The 23,334-nt window shown below is 44.5% G+C and carries 17 protein-coding genes, 1 tRNA gene and 1 riboswitch; of the genes, 6 read left to right on the forward strand and 12 right to left on the reverse strand.

Annotated elements, in window-relative coordinates:
• Positions 1-81: 81 nt before the first annotated feature.
• The 5 genes from cas2 to hflX all read right to left on the reverse strand — a co-directional run bounded on the left by cas2 (position 82) and on the right by hflX (position 6,945).
• Positions 82-387, reverse strand: a complete 306-nt coding sequence (cas2, locus tag BM367_RS06490) for a CRISPR-associated endonuclease Cas2 (protein WP_092460948.1) — start codon at positions 385-387, stop codon at positions 82-84.
• A gap of 45 nt (positions 388-432) precedes the next feature.
• Positions 433-1,329 (reverse strand): type II CRISPR-associated endonuclease Cas1, encoded by an 897-nt coding sequence (cas1, locus tag BM367_RS06495; RefSeq protein ID WP_092459096.1) that lies wholly within the window; start codon positions 1,327-1,329, stop codon positions 433-435.
• Positions 1,330-1,456: 127 nt separating this feature from the next.
• Positions 1,457-5,236 (reverse strand): type II CRISPR RNA-guided endonuclease Cas9, encoded by a 3,780-nt coding sequence (gene cas9 / locus BM367_RS06500; RefSeq protein WP_092459098.1) that lies wholly within the window; start codon positions 5,234-5,236, stop codon positions 1,457-1,459.
• Positions 5,237-5,474: 238 nt separating this feature from the next.
• Positions 5,475-5,548, reverse strand: a tRNA-Asn gene (locus BM367_RS06505).
• A gap of 80 nt (positions 5,549-5,628) precedes the next feature.
• Positions 5,629-6,945, reverse strand: coding sequence for a GTPase HflX (gene hflX, locus BM367_RS06510; RefSeq protein ID WP_245759921.1), 1,317 nt, complete (start codon positions 6,943-6,945; stop codon positions 5,629-5,631).
• Between hflX and BM367_RS06515 the strand changes: the two genes are divergently transcribed.
• Entirely contained in the window at positions 6,883-8,994 is a 2,112-nt protein-coding gene (locus BM367_RS06515) for a S9 family peptidase (RefSeq protein WP_092459102.1), read from the forward strand. The two genes, hflX and BM367_RS06515, sit on opposite strands and share 63 nt — an antisense overlap.
• 24 nt (positions 8,995-9,018) lie before the next feature.
• Here the strand turns inward: BM367_RS06515 and BM367_RS06520 are convergent, their stop codons facing one another.
• The gene (locus tag BM367_RS06520; RefSeq protein ID WP_092459104.1) at positions 9,019-9,801 is read right to left on the reverse strand and encodes an outer membrane beta-barrel protein; all 783 of its coding nucleotides are present in this window, start codon (positions 9,799-9,801) and stop codon (positions 9,019-9,021) included.
• 262 nt (positions 9,802-10,063) lie between these two features.
• Between BM367_RS06520 and BM367_RS06525 the strand changes: the two genes are divergently transcribed.
• Both BM367_RS06525 and BM367_RS06530 read left to right on the forward strand, forming a co-directional pair.
• Positions 10,064-13,009 (forward strand): PAS domain S-box protein, encoded by a 2,946-nt coding sequence (locus BM367_RS06525; protein ID WP_092459106.1) that lies wholly within the window; start codon positions 10,064-10,066, stop codon positions 13,007-13,009.
• A 92-nt stretch (positions 13,010-13,101) separates the two neighbouring features.
• On the forward strand, positions 13,102-13,461 hold the full coding sequence (locus BM367_RS06530) for a response regulator (protein ID WP_092459108.1): 360 nt from the start codon (positions 13,102-13,104) through the stop codon (positions 13,459-13,461).
• Positions 13,462-13,467: 6 nt separating this feature from the next.
• Here BM367_RS06530 and BM367_RS06535 read toward each other — a convergent pair whose 3' ends face one another.
• Positions 13,468-14,418, reverse strand: a complete 951-nt coding sequence (locus tag BM367_RS06535; protein ID WP_092460949.1) for a hydrogen peroxide-inducible genes activator — start codon at positions 14,416-14,418, stop codon at positions 13,468-13,470.
• Positions 14,419-14,525: 107 nt separating this feature from the next.
• Between BM367_RS06535 and BM367_RS06540 the strand changes: the two genes are divergently transcribed.
• On the forward strand, positions 14,526-15,332 hold the full coding sequence (locus BM367_RS06540; protein ID WP_222842582.1) for a hypothetical protein: 807 nt from the start codon (positions 14,526-14,528) through the stop codon (positions 15,330-15,332).
• Here the strand turns inward: BM367_RS06540 and BM367_RS06545 are convergent.
• Genes BM367_RS06545 through metE form a run of 3 tightly spaced genes read right to left on the reverse strand, consistent with a single transcriptional unit; the run spans position 15,329 to position 18,753 of the window.
• Positions 15,329-15,616, reverse strand: coding sequence for a hypothetical protein (locus BM367_RS06545; RefSeq protein ID WP_143103973.1), 288 nt, complete (start codon positions 15,614-15,616; stop codon positions 15,329-15,331). The genes BM367_RS06540 and BM367_RS06545 overlap by 4 nt on opposite strands.
• 37 nt (positions 15,617-15,653) lie before the next feature.
• Complete coding sequence (locus BM367_RS06550; RefSeq protein WP_092459114.1) at positions 15,654-16,412, reverse strand: glycoside hydrolase family 25 protein; 759 nt, start codon at positions 16,410-16,412, stop codon at positions 15,654-15,656.
• Positions 16,413-16,422: 10 nt separating this feature from the next.
• Positions 16,423-18,753, reverse strand: coding sequence for a 5-methyltetrahydropteroyltriglutamate--homocysteine S-methyltransferase (gene metE, locus BM367_RS06555; protein ID WP_092459116.1), 2,331 nt, complete (start codon positions 18,751-18,753; stop codon positions 16,423-16,425).
• A 160-nt stretch (positions 18,754-18,913) separates the two neighbouring features.
• Positions 18,914-19,122: riboswitch (cobalamin riboswitch) on the reverse strand.
• Between the two features lie 173 nt (positions 19,123-19,295).
• Between metE and BM367_RS06560 the strand changes: the two genes are divergently transcribed.
• Positions 19,296-20,450 (forward strand): glycoside hydrolase family 172 protein, encoded by a 1,155-nt coding sequence (locus BM367_RS06560; protein ID WP_092459117.1) that lies wholly within the window; start codon positions 19,296-19,298, stop codon positions 20,448-20,450.
• A gap of 4 nt (positions 20,451-20,454) precedes the next feature.
• On the opposite strand, the gene BM367_RS06565 is transcribed toward BM367_RS06560, so the two are convergent.
• Complete coding sequence (locus tag BM367_RS06565) at positions 20,455-21,066, reverse strand: SCO family protein (RefSeq protein ID WP_092459119.1); 612 nt, start codon at positions 21,064-21,066, stop codon at positions 20,455-20,457.
• 86 nt (positions 21,067-21,152) lie between these two features.
• Positions 21,153-21,743, reverse strand: a complete 591-nt coding sequence (gene purN / locus BM367_RS06570) for a phosphoribosylglycinamide formyltransferase (RefSeq protein WP_092459121.1) — start codon at positions 21,741-21,743, stop codon at positions 21,153-21,155.
• A gap of 270 nt (positions 21,744-22,013) precedes the next feature.
• On the opposite strand from purN, the gene BM367_RS06575 reads away from it, so the two are divergent.
• Entirely contained in the window at positions 22,014-23,300 is a 1,287-nt protein-coding gene (locus BM367_RS06575) for a c-type cytochrome (RefSeq protein WP_092459123.1), read from the forward strand.
• Positions 23,301-23,334 lie beyond the last annotated feature (34 nt).

The following is a 23,334-nucleotide window of genomic DNA, read 5'->3' on the forward strand; positions in this document are numbered from 1 at the left end:
TGACCTATGATAGAGCATTTCAGGCGATTTTTAGGAAGAAAAAATTAGAGCTAAGCTACATTTTTTATTCCTGTGGGGTCATTAAAATAATTCTAATTGCTGTATGGTGGATGGGGTATTCACCGGATCTCTTCCATAATATACTTCCATTTGTCCAAATTGCTTGTCAGTGACCGTCATAATTCCAATATGTCCTTTAGGAGGAAGAATTTTCTTTATCCGTTGTAGGTGTACTTCCATATTTTCCCGGCTGCTGCAATGTCGAATATACATGCTAAATTGAAACATCTGGAAACCATCGGCCAGCATATGTTTCCTGAAGATGGCGTAATTTTTCCGATCTTTCTTGGTTTCAGTGGGTAGGTCAAAAAAAACTAGAATCCACATGATACGGTAAGCATTAAGGCGGGAATAATTCACATCATATCACAATTAGCAGAAACTGGGATAAATAATTTTTCTTGAGGTTCCTTCAAAGCATTTTGCCAGGGATGCAGTTGTGCGTTGAACTGCATTCATTAATGGGCTTTTCTGATTTTCTATTTTTACATCCATAGCGGGGATGGATAATAGTTGTTTTTTCATAGAAGGTGTCATTTCAAGAAATTTTCCATTCATCATCACAATATGGCACACAACTGCATCCACAAATGGCCGGTAAGGTTCCATAATATCATCGGCCAGGCAAAAGGCATTGTATTGATTGCGGTGATGAATACCCAGTGTGGGCATAAGACCACTTGCCGTAAGGCTACGAGCTACCCATGCGCGAAGAATAGCATATCCATAGTTGAGTAGATTATTTGGAGGAGGTCCGTTTCGGTCTCTGTGGAATTGTAGGAAGTCAGGAAATAAATTTTTCCAGTAATACACAGCAGCTTTGGCTTCGCAGTTATCCGGGTCACCACTTTTTACCTGATTGCATAACTTGAGTAAGTATTGATTTTCGACGCGTTGTTGCCTCAGTAAGGCAGCCTGATTTTTGATTTTGGCGATAACTGTTTGTTGCCAGAGTTGTTTTTTTAATGGCATGGAAGCCTCTATTTGTCGTTGATGTTTTTGGGTTTGTAGCGTATGTCCATCCAGGCAATACAGAAGTCCTGCCGGGTGATGGGTATGATCGCAAGTAATCAGAGCCACATTGTTTTCAAGCAACTTAGCCAGCAGGGATTGGGTAATGGTAATCTGTTGGTGATCCAAGATCAGAATACCAATATCTTCTACAGGGGTGGATATAACTTCTCCTGTATCCGTTTTTTCAATAACCAGCTGTTCATTTTTGGTTTTCAAGTAGGCGGGTGTGCCAAAATAAAGGGTGCGCTTAATCATAGGATACGTTTTTGGAACATTTGAATTTTTAAAAAATATTTTTTTACATTTGTGATTGAAGCTAATCACAATAAGGTCTTAAATGACCGTTGTGAAAACAGACAGGGCGGGGCAACTCGCCCTTTTTTTATTTTATTCCAATGGCTTCAATTTCGCCTAGCCGGCTTACTCTGATTTTTATTGGATTTAGTTTTTCTAATGCACCTAAGCTTTTTACGGGATAGTATTTTTTTTGCTTTCTCGCCCATTCGTTATCAATGAGTTTTGTTTCATAGATATGTCTGAAAAAAATTTCCAGTTGTTTACCATTATAGAAAATTTTTTGCACCCTAAATATATTTTTGGGCAATTCTTGATAATCAAATCGGCGAAGTATATCATCTAAATATTCTTTGTTTTCATGAAGCAGGAAATACTCGTTTTGTTGAAGGGTAAATAAAAGTTCCCAATTATCATTAGGTAATTTTTCTAAAAAAGATTGGGGGTATTGGTAAGAACTTGAGAGTATTTTATCCCATACGGATTGAGGATTATCAATTATAACAGGAATTTCATATTTTTTTCTTTCAACAGCATGCCAGAAGGTGCATAAATGAGGATATTTTTTTCCGTCTTTGTCTACATATATAGCAATGTGATGGTTGTTCCCTGGCTTAACAAAAGAAATGGGCATACCGGAATCATTGTATTTAATGGGTTCTACACCAGATAATCCAGTAAACATTCTAACGGTACGAATGGGAATTTGTTTTTCTTTATCTATGTAGATAGGTTCTTTAAAAGCTTCATTTGTATTACCTTTGAATTGTTCCAATCTCTCTTTTATCAATTCTCGGATTTTATTGTCAACTATATATGGAATATCTTTGAGAGTGATTTTGGTGACTGGATATTTTAATACGTACTCTTCTTTAAAACATGTAGCATATTCTAAAATTACGGGTTCTGATTTGTTAGGTAAATAAATGGGATTCTTTTTGGTTGACGCCAAAGCTTTCTTTATATCCCCGTCAAATTCCTCCAACCTTTTTTCAACCAATTCTTTAATATGTGGCTTGAAGATTAAATGCGGATTTTCAAAAAGATATTTGAGCGACTTATTTTTATCAAGTACTTTAATTTTTCCGTAAACATATTCTTCACTTAACGGCCCGCGAGGAACAATAATATGATCTTGCACTTTAATTCTTTTCCCATTTTTGCGAATAAAACGTTTTCCATACGTAGCCACTTTTTTCCCTGGCTTATAAGAAACAATTATTTTAGAAGCTTCTCTTTCTACTTGTGATGTGGTAAAGGGACGATGCAGGATGAAATATTTATCGAGCAAGCTGAGTTGTTCGCGAAATTCTTCTTTGCGTTCATTTACTTCTTTAAAGAGTTCGTCTCTTGTGGCTTGCGCACTAATGGTATTGACTCTTTGTATGTAACCTTGTTTAGTACAGGCTACCACAAGCGCATCAATGGCATGGTGTCTGTGATCGTCTCGTTTGGACCAATCTTTAATTATTTCCTTAGAATGTTTTTGCCCATCGGAGGTTTCTATTTCAATTTTTTCAGTAATTCCTTCGGATAAGGGATCGGTTATCAGTTCTTTAATTCGTTTTAATTGAAGATTCATAAGAATATCATCCCATCCCCACAACCTTCTCAGGTATGAGGTAACGTTTCCGCTGGTTGCCCAAACATTTTTTGATATTTGACTTAAAATTTCTCTTGCTTTTCTGGATAAATAAGCGGTTTCTCTAAGTTGACGGTTAATAAAATCCTGTGGAATTTTACTGGCCGGCATCAACAATTTATTTCGTTTTGCTTTAGATATTATTTTATTTTCATACAATTTATTTACTCTTTCAATATAATCATTCAGAGCAGTTTCACCTTTTGAAGCCATGTAATCATAAGCTGTTTGATCTCCTTTTTCTTGATTAATGTAACTGAATGTCAGCGTTTTATTACTTTGTGAGTCGTCAAATAATAAAGATCGCGGGATGATATGATCAACATCTATATTATCTCCATTCAGTGCATCGGACAGTGAAAACATTTTGCCGGTATAGATACATAAGGCATTTATTTTGTTTTCTGAAATTTCATTAAATAACCGATATTTAATAATATTTTTCCTTGTTGCGCGTACGCCTAATTCTTGCAACTTCTTTTCTATTTTTTTGTTCTCTTCTTCTATCTTGGAAATGTTTTTGAAAGTTTCGTTTCTTTCTTCTTTGGTTTGTTTGAGCTCTCTGGCGAGTTCAATCCGAATTTCGAATAATCCTTTATCTCGTTCCTCCCGGGTTACCCATCCTCTTTTCTCATCAATAATATCATTGACAATATGAATCATTTGATTCAAAATTTTTTCAACAACGGGTTGGCGCAAAGCATTCTTGGATAGCAATGGCAGCTTTTCAAGAAGACGCTTTTTCATTACTTCTTCGCTTGTGAGAGAATTGGAATGATTATAGCCGGCCAAATAGGACGCATCGCTGTATTGATAACCTTTCATTAAATAAGGAAGTATTTTTCTAATGGCTTTAATAGATTTGTTTCCGTATGATAATTTTGCAAAATCTATTTTGGACAGACGGTCTGCCACTTCCTCACTAAGTCCCATTTTGTTGATCAAAACTTTTTTACATTCGTTAATGTCGGAAATTGAATAAATGACGTGCCATAATTGATAAAGCGGTTCATTTATAAATGATTCATCAATAATCAACCTATCTTCATCACTAATAACTTCTCCGTTATCTTTATTTACTAAGTATGTTTTTGATTCATTATTTGCGTTAGGCCGTGTTTTGAGATTAAATTGTAACCATTTTTTGGCCGATTCATCATTTCCAATTGCTTGTTTTATGAGAGTTTTGGTAACATTTCCCTGTATGCCTTTGTATAACATTTTGTTTCCATACCAACCGCTTCTTTCTTTAATGCCTAAAATTTTAAATAATTCTTTAAGGGTTAGTTTGGGATTTTCGTTTAGGTATTCAAATATTTTTTGTTTTTGTTCGAGAGTAATAGGGAAATCTTCATTTTTCTTGTTTTTGATAACAATGTTATTAATGGATTCCCAAATTTTTTCAATCTGAAATAAAGGATTACTTCTATGAGCTACTTTTGGTCCAGTAAAAATTTTTTTACCCTCTTTATTTAATACATGAAACCCTTCAAATTCACAAATACTTACAAGTCCTTTTTGTGATTTTAGTGGTCTCTGGTAGTAAATTATATCATTTCTGATATGATTAATAAGTTCGTCACTTAAAACATCAGGATAGAATTCCTGTTGTTTCTTCATGATTTTATCAAATTCTTCTATATATGCTTCGCGTGGAAAGATTTGTTGTTTGGTTCGATAGAAGGGATTTTTGGATAATTCTTCAAAAAATTTCTGGCTTATAGTTTTATTTTCTTCTTTTAATTGTTGGTATCTATTTTTTATTTCTTTTACATGTTGAGTATCTTTTTTATTGTCTTGTGAGTCCTCTGTTGCTTCACCTTTTGTAGGTTGGTATCCTCTTTTTTGATTTAAGTGGTAAAGAATTCGTCCCAATTCTTTTATTGATACCTGTTCGGTTGCCGCTTTTGCTCTCAGTTGCCATAATTCTAACTTCGGAAGTTTGAATAAGTTTTCATCAAACATTCCGTGCTTTTTTAATTCTTTAGTTAGAGCGGTGCGCCTTAATATATACCGATAATAATTTCGACGCATGGATCGTTTTTGGGTGCGTTTTTGATTTTTTGTAATAGCACTTCCTCTGGTAAACTCGTCATTTTCGTCGGTATCTAAGGGAATAATTCTAACCCCCATTCCTATAATTTCTGTGGGTTGTTCGTTTTCTTCCTTAATTAATGCCCAACCTATTGAGCTGACGCCTAAATCGAGTCCTAAGATTTTTTTCATGTTTATAGAGTTTAATTAGCTATGTAAGAAGTTTTTCAATTACATTTTTTAGTGCTCATGTTTAGTCAGTAATTAGATTTGTAAGATCTTGCATTATGTGTGGAGGATTTTGGATTGTTTCTTTTTGTCTGATTCTGCCAACGCAGATTTGTTTAAGTTGATATTTATTATTTTTTAACGAATATATGCAAGTTTTTATTTTAGGGTGGGAGCACAAAAAATAGCAAAACACACAAAGCTCCTCCTGCTGGACTTGAACCAGCGACCCTCTGATTAACAGTCAGATGCTCTAACCAGCTGAGCTAAGGAGGAGTGTCGGTATGGTTGCGTGGCTGGTGCGTGGTACCAGCGGAAGGGACGACAAAATTAGGGATTTTTTGTTTTTATAACGCCTATGCCGTGAAAAATTCTGTCTGGTAGGGATAGCGTTGGCGGTACAGTGCCACGATATGCTCCCAGAGCTTTTGTCTCAACTCATCCAGGTTGCGCTTTTCGGTAGCTGAAATAAAGATGGCATGGCCATGGGTGCGCTGTTCCCACTCGGCTTTCAGTTGTTGCAGCAGCTCCTGGCATATCTCGGCCGGAAGATAAGGATCGAAATGCTGCTGTTCATACAGATCCATTTTGTTGAATACCAGCAGGGTGGGCTTTTCCAGTGCGCCCAGTTCCTGCAGCGTGCGGTTCACCACTTCAATCTGTTCTTCGTAGTGCGGATGGCTGATATCTACCACGTGGAGCAGGATATCGCTTTCGCGTACTTCGTCGAGTGTGGATTTAAAACTTTCCACCAGGTGATGGGGCAACTTGCGGATAAAGCCCACCGTATCGCTGAGCAAGAAAGGTGTTTGCTGATAGACCACCTTTCGGGTGGTGGTATCGAGGGTTGCAAACAGCTTATTTTCAGCGAACACTTCGCTTTTGCTCAATGCATTCATCAGGGTTGATTTGCCGGCATTGGTATAACCCACCAGAGCTACGCGGATGTATCCGGAGCGTTCCTTGCGCTGCAGCTGTGCCTGCTTTTCAATCTCTTTCAGTCGTTTCCGCAGCAGAGCAATTTTATCTTTTACCAAGCGGCGGTCGGTTTCAATTTCGGTTTCGCCGGGGCCACGCGTACCGATACCACCGCCATGACGGCCCAGGTGAGTCCACATGCCTTTTAACCGGGGCAGCAGGTATTGGTATTGGGCCAATTCTACCTGAGTTTTTGCGCGGGCTGTACGCGCACGTTTGGCAAAGATGTCGAGAATGAGATCGGTGCGATCAATGGTTTTCACACCGAGGATTTTTTCAATATTCGTGATTTGCGTGCCACTCAGTTCTTCGTCAAAGATCACAATGGAAATATCTTTCCCTTCCAGGTAATGTTTGATTTCTTCCAGTTTACCTTTTCCGATCATCGTACGAGGATCGGGATGAGGAAGCTTCTGAACAAACGTTTTTACCGCCTGGGCTCCGGCTGTTTCAGCCAGAAAGGCCAGTTCGTTTAAATACTCATTCACCTGGGCTTCCGTAACATCCGGGGTGATAATCCCAACCAGAACGGCTTTTTCGGTTTGCGGGACAGTTGGTTGAAAATCAATCAAAGCTGGTTCCTTTAGCCATGCAAAGTTAGTACATTGCAGGGAAAGGCTTGGATAGCAGCTATGAGCAAATGGAGAGAAATCCTGATCTGTCTGGGATGGATGAGTGGACTGCATGCCGCTCATGCCCAACTGGTGTGGACGCCCGAACGGATAGCAGAAGCCCCTTATATCAGTGCATGCTGGACGGATGAAGATGCCAGCGGGCAGGCTTTGTATTATGTGATATCAGCGTATGATATCGAACGGGATAGAATGCGGCATCAACTCTGGATGCAGCCACTCCATCCAATGGCGGCTCGCGCAAACAGGCTTTTTACATTCGATGGTCCACAACTGGAAAATCTGATCCGGATTTCCCCGCATCAATTTATTTTCACGAGGGGAAATCAATGCTATTTATTGCGAACCGACACTCCCTCGTTGCGCCCGTTTACGCAGGCTGATTCGCCGTATGCACATATGCTGATTTCACCCAAAAAAGATTATGTGTTGTTTGTGCATCCCGAAAAGGTGCGAGATGTGGAGGCCAAAGATTATTATCCGCAGTTTGGAAAAACACGTGCCCGCATTTATCACAGGCTACCGGCATTTGGTACGGATGGCTGGATTGATGGATATGTGCATCATTTGTTGTATGCGAGGATTGATTCGATGGGGAGGTTAGGGATGCCGGTTGATTTGATGCCTTATGAAGAGACCGATGTGGATACAGCGCTGATCAATGGCTATCTGGCTCAGGTACACTGGAGTCCGGATGAGCGTTACATTGTGTATGCCGCCTATAAGCCCTCCCTGCAGGAAATAGCAACAGATACGCCGCAGGATACTCTGGTTACGCCCCAAGTGAGCCAGATTTATCTGTATGATCTGCAGGATGGGCTTACCAGTTGTCTCACCTGTGAAACGGATGTTGACAGAGGTCTTGGCTCAGCCTGGATCAGGCATGAATCACCCGCATTCAGTCCGGCTACCGGCCAGGGCAAAAGCCGCTGGATAGCCTGGATAGCTGAGCCCGTTGCAGGTGTACACACAGGCCAACGAGATCTGATCCTGGAAGACCTGGAGCGCAAAACCTTGTACAACCTTACACATGGCCGGGCAGGAAGGGTATTGCATTTCTGGTGGTCAAGCGACGGACAGAGTTTGCTTTTCACGGCTACCTTTCCAGATTCTGCATGGATTGAACTCTATCGGGTGCAGGTATTCGATGAAGGACGTTTGCATACACCCCTCGTCATCAGGCAAATTACCCATTTGCATACCAGGATAGAGGCTTTGGTGGGGGAAACCCCTTCGGCCTGGCTGGTAGCAGTTTCCGGATGGCACCCCATGCAGCGTATTTTTGCTGTGGACAAACAAAACGGCAGCGCCCGCATGCTTGTTCAGGCCGATACTACGCAGAACACCATGCCCCGCCTTTCTTCCTGGCTTATTTCACTTGCCCACGGGATGAAAGTGTGGATTCACCAATATCGCCCATCTCAAACTGACTCCGGCAGCAGATATCCGGCCATCATTTGTCTGCCTGATCTTGCATGGTTTTCAGAAAACGACAGCAAAACGAGGTGGGATCAGCCACACATGTTTGTCGAGGCAGGATATCAGGTGTTTACCATTTCACCCGAACCGGGTTTGTCTGATGATAGGCTGAATTTTTACCTGGATCCGGCAACCCTTCATAGTTTGGCCGACAGTCTTTGTCGATTGCTTACCATCAACCAGGCAGATACGCAAAGGGTAATACTCATGGGCAGCGGATGGGGAGCCTATCCGGCTCTGATGTGGGCATCGGATCAGCACATAGCATCGTGTTTTTCGGTTCGTACGCTGGTGCTCTGGAATCCTGTGGTGGATATTGCTTCCTGGAGCACCACAACGGCTGCCCGGTGGATAGCACGGGAGATAGTGCAACTGATGCAGCAAAATAAGAACATCGTTCACACAGACTTGCCTTCGGCGCAATTGCCCATGCTGATCGGTGTAGGCGGGAATGATGGCTGGGTACCGGCTGAACAGGGTTTGGGTTTGTTTGATAAAATTCAGGACCGACAAATACCCGGCAGGTTGATTTATTTTCCTGACATGGCGCATCATTGGCAAATAGGCCATGATCTACTGGTATGGCAACACCAGGTTTTGAACTGGCTGCAAACTCCGGCAGTAAATCCCTGACGAAACTAAAGCGGTTCAGGTTTTTTATAGACCACTCAGGCAAATGCCGATGGAATAGGTATGAACATCCAGGCCGGTATTTTGCCGGAATAAGGGCGTGAGGCTATAGCTCCCGTACAGGTTGAAATTACCCCAGCCAATGCGGGCGGTTGCTGCTACCCGGTAAGGATTGAAGAATCGGCGGGTTTTGAATTTTTCCACTTCCGGGAAACCGGCTACTACACGTTTTCCCTTGGCATGCGCATCCGTATTCAAACCCAGTTTGGCTCCCAGTGCCACCTTAAATCCTTTGTTAGCATTTTGTGCAACCTGGCGGAAACGAAATTCAAGCGGAATCTCCAGATAGGTAGTAGCAATTTTGTATTTGCTGTATTTGCTGTCGCTGGTAAAATTCAACTGAGAGGAAACACTATCGGCAATGTTGAGGGTATAGTTTTTGAAAAAAACATTGCTTGTACTTACGCCCAATCCCAGCGCAAAACTGAAATGGCTTTGTTGAAAAGGAAAATCATAGAGCAGGGCAATATTGAAATCGCGGTTCCAGCCACGCGTGCTGATACCTGTTGGGAGTCCACTCCATACATCATGCCCAAGCTGCAGAAGAAGAAAATCCCGGGAATAAGAAACCGGTATCTGGCTGATGCCTTCATGATTAGTTCTTACCGATCCAGCATATCCTTCACTTTGCTGAGCCTGAGCTGAAATGGGCAAAAATCCTAAGAGACTTGCGGCCACAATCAGCCAAAGGAATAAATATGAAACGGATGTGACGCGGATTTTCCGGAATTTGCATGAAAATAAAAGCATACCAACTGACCTTTAATGGCTGTATTGACAAAGATAAAGGGAAATCTACCGTCGGACAAAATACATGGGTGAGTATTTTTTATTGCTTTACAGACATTTGTATGTAGAATTCAGCATCAATTCAAATCATAAATCCGTTAAAAATTTTGAATTATGATAAATGATTATATTTTGTTTTTCAAGTATGAAAAATTTTTTAATTTTCGCATCAAACTATCAATCGTTTTCGTATATGCAAAGTATTAACCTATCCTGTTAAACCATGTCATTCACGAAACGCATTTCCGTTTTTATCATTCTTGCGCTGGGGTTGTTTTTATATTTTTCTATCAGCGCACTTATCTACTATCGTCAGTTTGAAGGTGAACGCAAGCAGGTACAACATAGCTACCAGGTGCTTTCGCACACCCAGCAACTGCGAGACCTTTTTGAACAGAATCTCTTTTCCACACGTAGTCTTGCTGGCAATTGGCGTAATAAAGTCATGGATCAATTGCTGGCACTGCAAAAACTGGTGGTTGACAATCCTGTGCAAAGCAAAAGAGTTGATTCCTTGATTGCAACATTTAGCACCTATGGTGTTGCATCGGCTTTTCGTTCCACCAGTGCTGCCGTGCCCCAAAGCGGTTGGTTGCTGACTTTGCGTAACATAGAAAGGGATGAAAATCAGTTACTCTTCCTGCGCGACCAATCTTATCAACATATTTCCCGCAGGTTGCTGGCCTATACCTTGATAGCGTGCATAAGCTTTTTGCTATTCGTGGTGGCTGGCTTATGGCAATTGAAACAAGATGAAGCCAAACGCAGAAAAGCCGAACAGGAGGCACTGGCCAATGAAGCCCGTTATCGCAAACTGATTGAAGGCGTGCGAGTAGTAGTGTTTACCACCGACCTGGATGGGCGTTTTAGCTTCATCAGTCGCAGGGTGCAACAACTTACCGGATATAAACCCGAAGAACTGCTGGGCAGAAGTTATAAAACACTGGTACATCCCGACTGGCATGAGCGTGTCACACAATTTTATTTGCGGCAACTGGATAATAAACTTGCCGATACTTCCCTCGATTTTCCGATCGTTACAAAAGATGGCAAGGAAAAATGGATCCGGATGTATTCGACTTTGTTATTGGAAAACGAAGAGCCCGTGGGTTTGCAATGCGTCGTGCTCGATACATCTGAAAGAAAAGAAATGCTGATGAGGCTTCGCCAGGCCGAACGCCAGCGAAGGGAAAATCAGCATCTGCTCGAAGCTTTGATGGATAATACGGCTTCCCTTATTTTCATCAAAGATCTCCAACATCGCTACCAGTTTGTCAACAAAGCCTTCAAGCAAACTTTGCAACTCACCGGTGAACAGGTATATGGTAAAACCGATTTTGAAATCACTACACCCGAATTGGCCCAACGCTATCACGAAAGTGATGATCGCATTTATCAGGGAGCCAGTATTGATAAAACAGAAGAAATTATTTATGTCAACAACGAACCACATCATTTTCTCATCACCAAATTCCCGCTAAGAGACGAGCAGCAGAGAATTTTTGGATTATGCGGCATTGCTACCGATATTACCGACCTCATACAATATCAGCAACAGCTGGTCGAAGCCAAGCAACGGGCCGAAGATGCCGAAAAATTTCAGGAACAGTTTCTTACCACTATCAGCCACGAGATGCGCACGCCGCTACAGGGCATTGTGGGGATGACCTATTTGCTGAGTAGCAGCTCTCTTACCGCAGAGCAACAAGAATTTTTACGTTCCATACAGGAAGCAGCAGATACGCTGCTAACACTTATCAATGACTTGCTTGACTTGTCGAAAATCAAAGCCGGCAAACTGGTCATTGAAAAATTGCCTTTCTCTTTAAAAGAAATCTTGCAATCGCTCGATCATTTGTTTCACTTTCGGGCTCAGGAAAAGAAATTATCCTTTGATATTGTATGTGCGCCCGATGTTCCGGATCGGCTGATAGGGGATCCTCACCGGCTGAAGCAGATTCTGGTGAATCTGGTAGGTAATGCCATGAAATTTACTGAAACGGGATTTATTCGGGTAGATGTAAAAGCCTTGCCTGGCGAAACAAAGGATAGCGTCATGCTGCAGTTTGCCGTGGCCGATTCCGGTATAGGCATCCCGGCAGATCGAATCCAGCAAATCTTTGAAAGTTTTACCCAGGCTGAAGCAGCTATCAGTCGAAAATATGGCGGTTCCGGGCTGGGATTGTCCATCACACAATACCTGGTGAAATTGCAGGGTGGACACATTGAAGTGGAAAGTGAACCGGGTAAGGGCAGTGTATTTACCGTTTCCATTCCTTATCAGCACGACCCTGCTGGTGAATCACAACCCAGGCAACAAATTTCACAACCCATGCTTGCCCTGCGGGGACTTCGTGTTTTGGTAGGAGAAGATAATTATGTGAACCAGAAATTTATTTCACGCCTGTTGCATCGGCTGGGCGCCGAAGTGGATGTGGTGGATAATGGCCGCGAAGTCATACATAAATTGGAGCAGCGCACAGATTATGATTTGTTGCTCATTGACATGCGTATGCCTGTTGTCAATGGATATCAGGCTATCCGGCATATCCGAAAGGAAATGCACCTGAACCTGCCCATCATTGCCATGACGGCTGCGGTGTTGAGCGATGAAGAAGAACGATCGTATCAGGAAGGTGCCAATGCTTGCATTCGCAAGCCTTTTACGCCGCAAGATATCCTGAAAGTCATTTATCAGTTGCTTCCAGCTCAGCATCTGGAAAACGCGCACAAAGATGCCCTCGTGCAAACCCCCGATTCTAAGCATGTGGAACCCGCTGTAAACGGGCAAAAAGGCTATGACCTGAGCACCATTCTTGAACTGGACGACGATCAATACACACTCGAAGTGCTGGATCTGTTTCTGAAAACGGCTCCCGAAACTCTTGATCAGATTGAACAAGCCTATAAGAATAAAGATTTTCGTCAGGTCCGTGAAAAAGCCCATCGCCTGAAAAGCAGCCTGGGTCTGTTAAACATGCATACTTTGCTGGCAATCATGAAAAACATTGAACAACAAGCTGCACAAGAAAAAGATGATCATATTTTTGAAGACATTCTTCGGGCTAAGTCTATCCTGCAACAATATATGGAACCTTTGCGGCAGGAAGCCGATGGGTTGCGCAACCAATTGTACTCATCATCTGAAGGAAATCCGGGCCTCTCGTAAAATATTTGCAAAATATCTGTTGGTAAGTTTTCGTTTTCATCACATGCTTTATTTTGAAGCGAGTTCGCATCTTGCGTATAAACATTACGTACATGAAAATGATTTTGGTAGCCGAAGATGATCCGCTGTTGCTGAAAACGCTTGGCCAGGTGTTGAAAAAAGAGGGGTATAAAACTTTATTGTGTGAAAACGGAAAAAAAGCCGTTGAACAAATGGCTAATGGCATGCCCGACCTGCTGATTACAGATCTGTTCATGCCAGAAATGGACGGTATTCAGTTGGTCACACACATCCGGCAGGATTTGCAAAGCCATATTCCCATTTTGGTGTTAAGTGCCTCCGGGGAAGAAGCCCGTGTGCTGGATGCATTTCGTCTGGGCGCCAATGATTATGTGACCAAGCCATTTAATCCGCGTGAGCTTTCCCTTCGGGTACGTCGTTTGCTCAACTGAATCAGTTCAGGGAACAACAGGAGTGGCAGGTATGATGGCTTTTTGTTTTCGGGTTTTCATGTGTTCGGGAATATGCGCCAGGATCTGATTTTTCAGGGCTTCCAGTGTTTGGGTTCTGGCATAATGTGGATGCGTAACCAGGCTGATTTCCCGTACAGGAGCCGGAGGCTTGAAATATCGAATCCATTTCTTCTGTTGCGGACTAAGATAGCGGACAGCCAGCTCCGGTAAAATGGTAATGCCTTGCGTGGATTCTACAATTTTTTTCAGCATTTCCAGGCTACCTGTTTCAAAATCCAACTGATGCAATGCGCTTGATTTGTCTTTTAGTTCACAAAGATTAATGATCTGGGTACGCAGGCAATGGCCTTCTTCCAGCAACCAGAGCCGGTTGACATCAATGTCGGATGCCAGTACATATTTTTTATGATTTTTCTTATCAGGCCGGGCATGGTAAACTACAAACTGTTCGTAAAATAAGGGGAGTTCCTTCAAGGAATGATCTTCAATGGGGGTGGCCAGCAGTCCAGCATCCAGATGGTGCTGATGAATACGTTTCACAATCTCTTCCGTGGTGAGCTCACTGATCCGCAACTTGATCTGTGGATATTTTTTAAGGAAATCCTGCAGGAAAAGCGGTAGCAGATAGGGTGCCAGCGTAGGGATTATGCCAAGTTTAAATTCACCCTGCAAACAGTTTTTTTCTTCATCTACCAGTGCTTTGAGTCGCTCTACGTGGGAAAGAATCAGCCGGGCCTGGGCAATGATTTTTTCTCCAATGGGCGTGGGCGTAACAGGCTGCCGGCTTCGATCAAAGATCACAGTATCGAGCTCCATTTCCAGTTTTTTAATCATCATGCTCAGGGTCGCCTGGGTAACAAAGCATTGTTCGGCAGCTGTTACAAAATGCCGGCATTGATCAACCGCTACGATATATTCCAGTTGCTGAAGGTTCATGAGAATAGATTTTTTCAATGTATTAACCAGAATGATTGAAATTATCTAAGATGCGAAATTATACAATTTCCTGCCCGATGCTGTTGGGTAGTTAACCGATCTGTAACATGCTAGGAAGGAAGTTGTTGCCCTTTGTGGAATATATTTGTTTCACCATGAAATGGGTTGTGCTCATTTGGGGATTATGTATGTGGTTTTCCTGTTTGGCGCAGGACAACTATGAGATTCAGGTGTATGGTTCAGATATCGTAGAACCGCATCACACCATGGTGGAACTGCACAGCAATTATACCCTCGAAGGCAGCACACAGGAAGAAAACGGTGTATTGCCCACCGAGCACGCATTTCACGAAACCGTAGAAATTACACATGGATTTAATGAATGGTTTGAAACGGGTGTTTATTTTTTTAACAGCCTGGGTAGCGATGGGCGTACAGCTTATGTGGGAAGTCATCTTAGGCCGCGTGTGGCCGTGCCTGAGCGCCTGCACTGGCCTGTGGGGGTAAGTCTTTCTATGGAATTTGGATTTCAGAAACGCAGTTTCAGCGAAGATACCTGGACGCTTGAAATCAGACCCATTGTAGATAAAACCCTGGGTACCTGGTATTTTTCATTAAACCCCAGCTTTGAAAAATCGTTGAAAGGCCTTAACGCCGGCCAAGGTTTTGAATTTTCTCCCAATCTTAAGATAGATGATGCTATTTTGAAATGGGCCGCAGTTGGGATTGAATATTACGGCGCTATGGGTCCTCCGGGTGATTTTCCGCCGGTTGATGAACAACAGCATCAGTTGTTTCTGGCATTTGATTTTTTCTTTTCTCCGGAATGGGAGCTCAATGCAGGTTATGGGTGGGGGCTTACGCCCAGTACCGATCGGGATATCGTAAAACTCATTCTGGGTAGGCGATTTTAATGATGCCTGGTGGGTAGATGATGTCCTGTGAAGAAAGGAATATGCAGGGTTCTGCCCCAGATGTGATACGTAATCCAGCTCATACCCAGAAAACTGGATAAAAACCAGATGAAAAAAAGCACGTGTGCCCAGACGGGAATCAATGGATTGTCAAAAAATCCCAGATCGAAAATTACACCGGCCACCATGTTTACATTCAGCCACACAACCCAGATGAATAAGGAAAGCCAGATTTTTTTGAATTGTTGCTTGATTTCTGGATCAATTCTTGGTTGCTGATTCATTTGATGAATGTATGAAAAAATCCGCATTTCAGGAAATTCAGGGTAAACACAGAGCGCGAAGTTTATCAAAATCATCCCGAAAAACATTCAGATCAGTAAATCCGGTTATTCCTCTGATACGCGCTTCGTCGCTGATTTGCCAAAAAAGCCAGTCAGCTGCATCCTGAGGCAGGGAGCGCAGGTTGTGTTGGGCAATCCAGATGGGATATTCATCCAGATATCCCCTGATATATTTTCGGTAAAAATGCAGGTTGGTGTAAATGATGGGTTTTACCCCGTAATAACGTGTCAATTCATTCAGATAAATACGGATGGTTTGCCGGATGACGGAATCGGGCTGATGGTTGTCCACTTCCGCATCCAGCACGGGTGGCAGGTCGCCCGGCATCAGGTTGACGGTTTGTTCGAAATTTCTGGCTTGTAGCAGGGGATTGCGGGTAGCATAGAAAAAATGATAGGCTCCGCAGATAAAGCCGGCAGCATGAGCCTGGGTCCAATGTTTGGCAAACAGGGGATCCTGGCGGCTGATGCCTTCCGTAGCCTTGATGAATACGAACCGGATGGGCTGGCCCGCAATCCGCTCCTGGCTGAGTTTCTCCCAGTCAATGCTCCGCTGATACTGAGAAATATCTATGCCAAATACGGTGTACCCGACGGGCAGCCAAACCCGGTGTGTCCGGTCTTCCACAAAGGCGGGCCGCGCAGCAAAATATTTCAGCCCCCATACCCATGCGCCTGTGCCGGCCAGCACAAGCCCTAAAATTCCCATCCAGACTTTCCATTTGCCAGAAAACATGGCTGCAAAGCTATGGATTCGCAACCTGCCGGGATGAAATATACATGTTCCGTACCCGTTGGGCGGCTGCCACCATGTTTTGCAGGGATGCTTTTACTTCGGGCCAGTTGCGGGTTTTCAATCCACAGTCCGGATTCACCCACAGTTGATCAACCGGAATGATGCGGGCAGCTTTTTGAAGCAATGCTACCATCTCATCGGCCGAGGGGATGCGGGGTGAATGGATGTCGTAGATGCCCGGACCTATGTCGTTGGGATACTGGAAATCTCCAAAAGCATCCAGCAGCTCCATGTGGGAACGAGAAGCTTCTATGGTAATCACATCGGCATCCAGGTCGGCAATAGGCTGCATGATGGAATTGAATTCGCTATAGCACATGTGGGTGTGGATCTGGGTTTCGTCTTTGACCCCGCACGATGCCAGGCGGAAGGCTTTTACCGCCCATTCAAGATAAGCCGGTTGTTGTTCTTTCCGCAGCGGGAGTCCTTCGCGGAATGCGGGTTCATCGATCTGGATTACCCGAATGCCGGCTTCTTCGAGGGCTTTGACTTCGTCGCGGATAGCCAATGCCAGCTGATAAGCAGTTTGTTCAAGCGGTTGGTCGTTACGTACAAACGACCATTTCAACATCGTCACCGGCCCGGTGAGCATACCTTTGACGGGTTTGGATGTGAGGGATTGGGCAAAACGGATCCAGCGTACGGTCATATCCTGTTTGCGTGCCACATCGCCGTACAGGATGGGAGGCTTTACACAACGGCTTCCGTAACTCTGTACCCAGCCGTGTTCGGTAAACGCAAAGCCGGTAAGCTGCCGGGCGAAGTATTCCACCATATCACTGCGCTCAAATTCGCCATGTACCAGCACATCGAGGCCGATCTGTTCCTGCAGGGCGATTACTTTCCGGATGGATTGTTCCAAAGCCTGTTCATACGCTTTATCGGAGATTTCTCCTTTGTTCCAGCGTGCGCGCAATTGGCGCAGTTCGTTTGTCTGCGGGAAAGAGCCTATGGTCGTGGTAGGAAGCAGCGGTAGCTGAAGGGCACGTTGTTGGGCAGCTTTCCGGATGGCAAATGGGTGCAGGCGATGCAAATCGTTTTCCTGCAAACGGGCTATGCGTTGCTGAATCTCAGGCAGATGGGCAAAAGCTGCCATCTTTTTTTGTTCAATCGCAAACTGGTTTTCAATCAGCCTGGGAAGGGCCTGCCGATGGGTGCCGGCAAAGGCCAGTTGTTTGAGCAAGGTGAGCTCTTCCAGCTTTTGACGGGCAAACGCCAGCCAGTTTTTCACCATGTCGGGCAGACCTTTGCTGTTGGTTTCCAGTTGCAGATCATATGGCACATGAAGCAGTGAGCAGGAGGGGGCCAGCAGGATGCGTTCCTGTCCCAGCTTTTGAACGGCCTGTTCGATAATACTCAGCGAATAGGTAAAATCATTTTTCCAGACATTACGCCCATCCACGATGCCCAGTGAAAGCCATTTATCGCGGGGCAACCACTGCAGGGCGGGTTGCAGCTGTTCAGGATCGCTGATCAAGTCCAGATGAACTCCCTGCACCGGCCATTGCACAACCTGGGGCAGATAATTTCCCAGCCCCCCGAAATAGGTAGCCAACAATAAATTTATTTCTGGCATCTCGCCATGCAAATAGCTATAAGCCTCCCGGAAAGCCTGTAATGAGTCGGCAGAAAGATCCGTTGCCAGAAAAGGTTCGTCAAGCTGAACCCATTGGACACCATGCCTGTGCAGCAAGCGAAGCAGATCGGCATAGCAGGGAAGCAGAGCAGGTAGCAAATGCAGGGGATTGCCGTGAGCGGTGCCCATCTTCCCGAGCAACAGGTAGGACACGGGGCCAATGAGGATGGGCTTGACCGGGCGTTGAAATGCCTGGGCCTCTGCGAGCGCTGCCAGTAAAGAATCGGGTTGTAGCCTGAATGATTGATTAGGCGCAAATTCGGGTACGAGATAATGATAATTGGTATTAAACCATTTGGTCATTTCCAGCGCTGGAATATCCAGTCCGTCGCGCTGATAGCCCCTTGCCATCACAAAATACTGATCGAGCCCATCCACTCCTTTTTCTTTCAAAGGGACAAATCGTTCCGGAATCACCCCCAGCATCAGGCTCATATCGAGCACATGATCGTAGAAGGAAAAATCGCCGCAGGGCAGCCAGTCTATGCCTGCAGCGATCTGCTGCAGCCAGTTTGACTCTCGAATCATTTTGCCGGTACGCAACAGCTCGTCCTGTGAAATTTTGCCTGCCCAATATTGCTCACAGGCGCGTTTCAGTTCGCGATGAAGTCCGATGCGGGGATAACCCAATAGGTGTGTGAACATAATTGTTCTGTGTTTTGTGGTTAGTTGAAAAATTTTTCAGCTTGAAAATCAAAACAGGCAGGCAATGCGGACAAAGCTACCTGCCCATGGGCAGGGTGATGACAGGAGGGCAAAATCAGTACCTACAACCATCCTGACGTTGGCTTTATTCCGCGAAAGCCCGTCATAGCAGAAAAAGGCAGGTCTCCTGGCTCGTATCCCTTTCATCGGCCTTCCCATCTGCAGATGCAAACAGTGGCACGCAAGCCTTTTGCAGGCGAGGATGAAAGGCGTATGGATACTCACAGTTGCGCGTCAGCCCGTGATTTGCACACGGTTCCCTTTTCACGTTTGCTGTTTAGGCAAGCAACCTTTCTCTGGCAAACTCAAAACCGAATTTGCAAATGCGAAAGTAAGCAGGAAGAATCATCCGATATGTTGATCAGATCCTTTTTCCATCTATTTGTGTATAAATTGTGACAAACCGGTTGATAGCAACCCGGGATAGACCTTATCATTTAAAAAGCGACCAGATTTGTGTATTTTTCTACAAATCCTGTATCATGAAATACCTGGTTTTTCTCTTGCTTACATTATGCGGATACAGCCAGTTGCTGCGTGCCCAGCAAACCGATGCATTCAACGGGTTACAGATGAATATGGGCAATTTGTTCCGGCTTTCAGATGCGCAGACCCGTTCCATCAGCCCCGAAAATCCCACAGGCGAAAAAGGCAAAGGCGGCATGGCCACGCTGGCCCATGGTACGGCCGCTTCGGCAGCCCGGGATTTGGGGCAGGGCTGGAAAGTCAATCCTTTTATTCGCATCCAGCCCGGGCATACCGATACACTGGCCCTGATTCAGGGTCCGGGGGCTATTCAACATATCTGGATGACCGCTACCGGCTTCTGGCGATTTGAAATCCTGCGTATGTACTGGGATGATGAAAAAACGCCGTCGGTCGAAGTGCCCCTGGGCGATTTTTTTTGCATGGGATGGGGAAAATATGCCCCTCTGCAATCGCTGGCCGTATGCGTAAATCCAGGCAGTGCATTCAACTGCTACTGGGTGATGCCTTTCCGGAAAAAATGCCTGATAACCCTGCAAAATATAGGCGATGAGCCTATGACCCTGTATTATCAGATTGATTATACGCTTACAACTATTCCCGAAGATGCAGCCTATTTCCATGCACAATTCCGGCACGTGAATCCCAATCCCTACAAACAGCCCTACGTCATCTTGGATGGAGTCAAAGGCCGCGGACAATATGTGGGTACTTATCTGGCCTGGGGTGTGCACAACAATGGCTGGTGGGGGGAAGGGGAAATTAAGTTTTATATGGATGGTGATCAACAATTTCCCACGATCAATGGCACGGGCACGGAAGATTATTTCTGCGGATCTTATGATTTTGAAAACCAGCAAACCCATCAGTATGAAACCTTTACTTCGCCCTATTCTGGTTTGTGCCAGGTTATCAAGCCCGATGGGTTATACCAAACCCAACAACGCTTTGGCATGTACCGCTGGCATATCATGGATCCGATTCGTTTTCAGCATGATCTTCGGGTAACCATTCAGGACCTGGGCTGGCGAAGGAATGGCACCTACCTGCCCCAGCGCTCGGATATTTCATCGGTGGCTTACTGGTATCAAACCGAGCCGCACGCGCCATTTCCACCATTGCCTGCCAAAGAAGAACTGGAAGACGACTGAAGCTTTATTTTTCTTTCAGCAAGATGGGGATATCGTGCTCCAGTTTGCTGATATCTTGCGGATTGGTACCATCATAGAATCCGCGGATGCGCCGATGTTTGTCAACCAATGCCCACCATTGGGAATGTACAAACAACCCTGATACATGGGCGCTATCTACCGATCCGATCAGATAATCATTTTCAGCCATGGAATAAATCTTTTGTGCGGGGCCGGTGAGAAACTTCCAGACCCTTGGGTCGGCATCGTACTGTTCGGCATATTTAGCCAGTACAGGAGGCGTATCGTGAGCTGGATTAACCGTATGGGAAAGGATTTCAAAGCCAGGCGTGTGTTTGAATTTTTCATACACCTTCTGCAGGTTGGCATTCATGCGCGGACAAAGATCCGGGCAGGTGGTGTAGAAAAATTCTACCACACTCACTTTCCCGTTCATATCCTGCTGGGTGAAGGGTTGCCCCGTCTGATCGGTAAAACTAAAATCACCCACTACATGCCCGGGGTTGCCGAGTACAGGCAGTTTATCGCTCTGATGTACATAGGTAAAATAATAAAACCCTGCAAACAGGAGAAGAATAAAGATCCCCAATCCTGCAATCCAGAAATAGCGTTTCATGGGAGTTTGTACTTTGCGGCAAAGTTAGGTGCATACAAAGCAGAATGACTGAATACAGCAATAAAAGAATGTGAAACTTTCGCACTTCAAGAGGTTGTCTCAACCGCCAGATCCTGAGTCAGCAGATCGGCAATTACTTTCGGATAATATTCATATTCCAGCGCATGAATTTTTTGCGCCAGGGTTTCAACGGTATCGGTAGGCTCTATTTTTACTTTTTCTTGAAAAATAATATCGCCCGCATCATATTCTTCATTTACATAATGAATGGTAATACCGCTATAAGCCTCACCGGCCTGCAGCACAGCTTCATGCACGTGATGGCCGTACATACCTTTGCCACCGAATTTCGGTAGCAGAGCCGGATGAATATTGATAATCCGACGGGGGAAAGCCTCGATCCAGGACGCAGGAATTTTCCACAGAAAACCGGCCAGCACAATCAGGTCGGGTTTCATTTTTTTTACCAGGTCTAAATAAATAGAGGTGTTGTAAAAGGTGTTTTTTTCCAGCAGCATGACGGGGATTCCGGCCTGTGAAGCTACCTGAATTACACCTGCATGGGGCACATTGCACAAAATAGCCTTCACGCGAGCAATGGGTTTGTTGTTGAAATAAGCAATCAAATGAGCTGTGTTGGTTCCTTTGCCGGAGGCCAGAATCAAGATTTGTTTCATGTTAATGGAAATTGAAATATTCAGCCCTTTATTCTTTAGCAATTAACCTAAATCTGAAAGAGGGGCCAATGGATTCTTTACATTGCACAAAATACAAAAATAGAAATGCAGGGTTTATACAAAAAATTATTTATACATGCATGTTTTGAGCAGGGTTAACGGAAGGTTTAAATAATTTTTCTGTTTTGTTGAGAAATTGTCAGCTGCGCGCCTTAACTTTGTGGCGCTTTTTTGGAAAACCGAAGTTCAACCAAAATCCAATACGTTAGCATGAGCGATCTAAGTTATTTTGGGAGGACTGTCAAACACCTGGTGATTTGCTCCCTCACGGCCTGCCTGTTTTTCCTTCCACTTCATCATGCCTTTGCCGATGCTCAGAAAGGCAAGCAGCTGTTTCAGCAAAACTGTGCCCAATGTCACAATCCCCTGCGCGATGCCACAGGGCCGGCTCTTTATGGCAAGGAAAATGAAGTGCCGGGCGGGCGGAAATGGATTTACAACTGGGTGCACAATTCGGCTGCAGTCATTGCCAGTGGCGATAAGTATGCCGTGAATCTGTTTAATCAGTGGAATCATGTGCAGATGCCACCCTTCCCACAACTCAGCACACAGGATATAGATGATATTCTGGATTATGTGAAGCAGGTGGGTGATGAGGCCAAGCAAGCGGCCAGTGCGCCTGCCGCAACTGCTGGCCAAGCCGGGGGTGGTGCAGCGCCGGCAAGTAATAACAACTTGCTATACGGTATCATCACACTGGTGCTTGCGGTTGTAGCACTTATCCTGCTGCAGGTCAACAACAGCCTCAACCGCATGGCCAATGAAAAAGAAGGCATTGAAACCCCCGAGCCGGTGCCCTTTTACAGAAATAAAACCTATATCGCCATTGTTTCCCTGGTATTGTTCCTTGTTGCCGGATATTTTCTTACCAATGCTGCCGTAAACATCGGGCGCCAGCAAAATTATGAGCCTACCCAGCCGATTTTTTATTCTCATCGTGTGCATGCCGGCATTAACCAGATTAACTGTTTGTATTGCCATGCGGGAGCTGAAAAAAGTCAGCATGCCATGATTCCATCTCAAAATATTTGTATGAACTGCCACATGGCCATTAACAGCTATTCAGGCCCTCAGCTTTATACGCCTGAAGGAAAGCCTGTGGATGGCACCGCAGAAATTCAAAAACTGTATTACTATGCCGGCTGGGATCCCAAGCAACGGAAATATGTAAACGCTGGTCATCCTATTCAGTGGGTGAAGATTCATAACCTGCCTGATTTTGTGTACTTCAGCCATGAGCAGCATGTGGCTGTGGGCAAAATTCAATGCCAGATTTGCCACGGTCCTATCCAGAATATGGATGTGGTTTACCAATACAGCGATTTGTCTATGGGCTGGTGCGTAAATTGCCATCGCACTACCAAGGTGAATTTTGCAGATAATGCCTACTACAGCAATATTTTCATGAAATACCACGAAGAGCTGAAGGAAGGCAAGATTGATAGTGTAACCGAGGCTATGCTGGGAGGTACGGAATGTCAGCGTTGCCATTATTAAGATATTGATTAAATCCTTGAAACCTGATTATATC

The sequence above is a fragment of the Thermoflavifilum thermophilum genome (assembly GCF_900116565.1).
Taxonomy (GTDB): Bacteria; Bacteroidota; Bacteroidia; order Chitinophagales; family Chitinophagaceae; genus Thermoflavifilum; species Thermoflavifilum thermophilum.

Bases quoted from the DNA above. Each gene is read 5' to 3' on its own strand.
- purN (WP_092459121.1), bottom strand. From the start codon at position 21,743: ATGAAACAAATCTTGATTCTGGCCTCCGGCAAAGGAACCAACACAGCT.
- BM367_RS06520 (WP_092459104.1), bottom strand. From the start codon at position 9,801: ATGCTTTTATTTTCATGCAAATTCCGGAAAATCCGCGTCACATCCGTT.
- BM367_RS06525 (WP_092459106.1), top strand. From the start codon at position 10,064: ATGTCATTCACGAAACGCATTTCCGTTTTTATCATTCTTGCGCTGGGG.
- BM367_RS06515 (WP_092459102.1), top strand. From the start codon at position 6,883: ATGAGCAAATGGAGAGAAATCCTGATCTGTCTGGGATGGATGAGTGGA.
- cas2 (WP_092460948.1), bottom strand. From the start codon at position 387: ATGTGGATTCTAGTTTTTTTTGACCTACCCACTGAAACCAAGAAAGAT.
- BM367_RS06560 (WP_092459117.1), top strand. From the start codon at position 19,296: ATGAAATACCTGGTTTTTCTCTTGCTTACATTATGCGGATACAGCCAG.
- metE (WP_092459116.1), bottom strand. From the start codon at position 18,753: ATGTTCACACACCTATTGGGTTATCCCCGCATCGGACTTCATCGCGAA.
- BM367_RS06550 (WP_092459114.1), bottom strand. From the start codon at position 16,412: ATGTTTTCTGGCAAATGGAAAGTCTGGATGGGAATTTTAGGGCTTGTG.
- hflX (WP_245759921.1), bottom strand. From the start codon at position 6,945: ATGAGCGGCATGCAGTCCACTCATCCATCCCAGACAGATCAGGATTTC.
- cas1 (WP_092459096.1), bottom strand. From the start codon at position 1,329: ATGATTAAGCGCACCCTTTATTTTGGCACACCCGCCTACTTGAAAACC.
- cas9 (WP_092459098.1), bottom strand. From the start codon at position 5,236: ATGAAAAAAATCTTAGGACTCGATTTAGGCGTCAGCTCAATAGGTTGG.
- BM367_RS06565 (WP_092459119.1), bottom strand. From the start codon at position 21,066: ATGAAACGCTATTTCTGGATTGCAGGATTGGGGATCTTTATTCTTCTC.
- BM367_RS06545 (WP_143103973.1), bottom strand. From the start codon at position 15,616: ATGAATCAGCAACCAAGAATTGATCCAGAAATCAAGCAACAATTCAAA.
- BM367_RS06540 (WP_222842582.1), top strand. From the start codon at position 14,526: ATGCTAGGAAGGAAGTTGTTGCCCTTTGTGGAATATATTTGTTTCACC.
- BM367_RS06530 (WP_092459108.1), top strand. From the start codon at position 13,102: ATGAAAATGATTTTGGTAGCCGAAGATGATCCGCTGTTGCTGAAAACG.
- BM367_RS06575 (WP_092459123.1), top strand. From the start codon at position 22,014: ATGAGCGATCTAAGTTATTTTGGGAGGACTGTCAAACACCTGGTGATT.
- BM367_RS06535 (WP_092460949.1), bottom strand. From the start codon at position 14,418: ATGAACCTTCAGCAACTGGAATATATCGTAGCGGTTGATCAATGCCGG.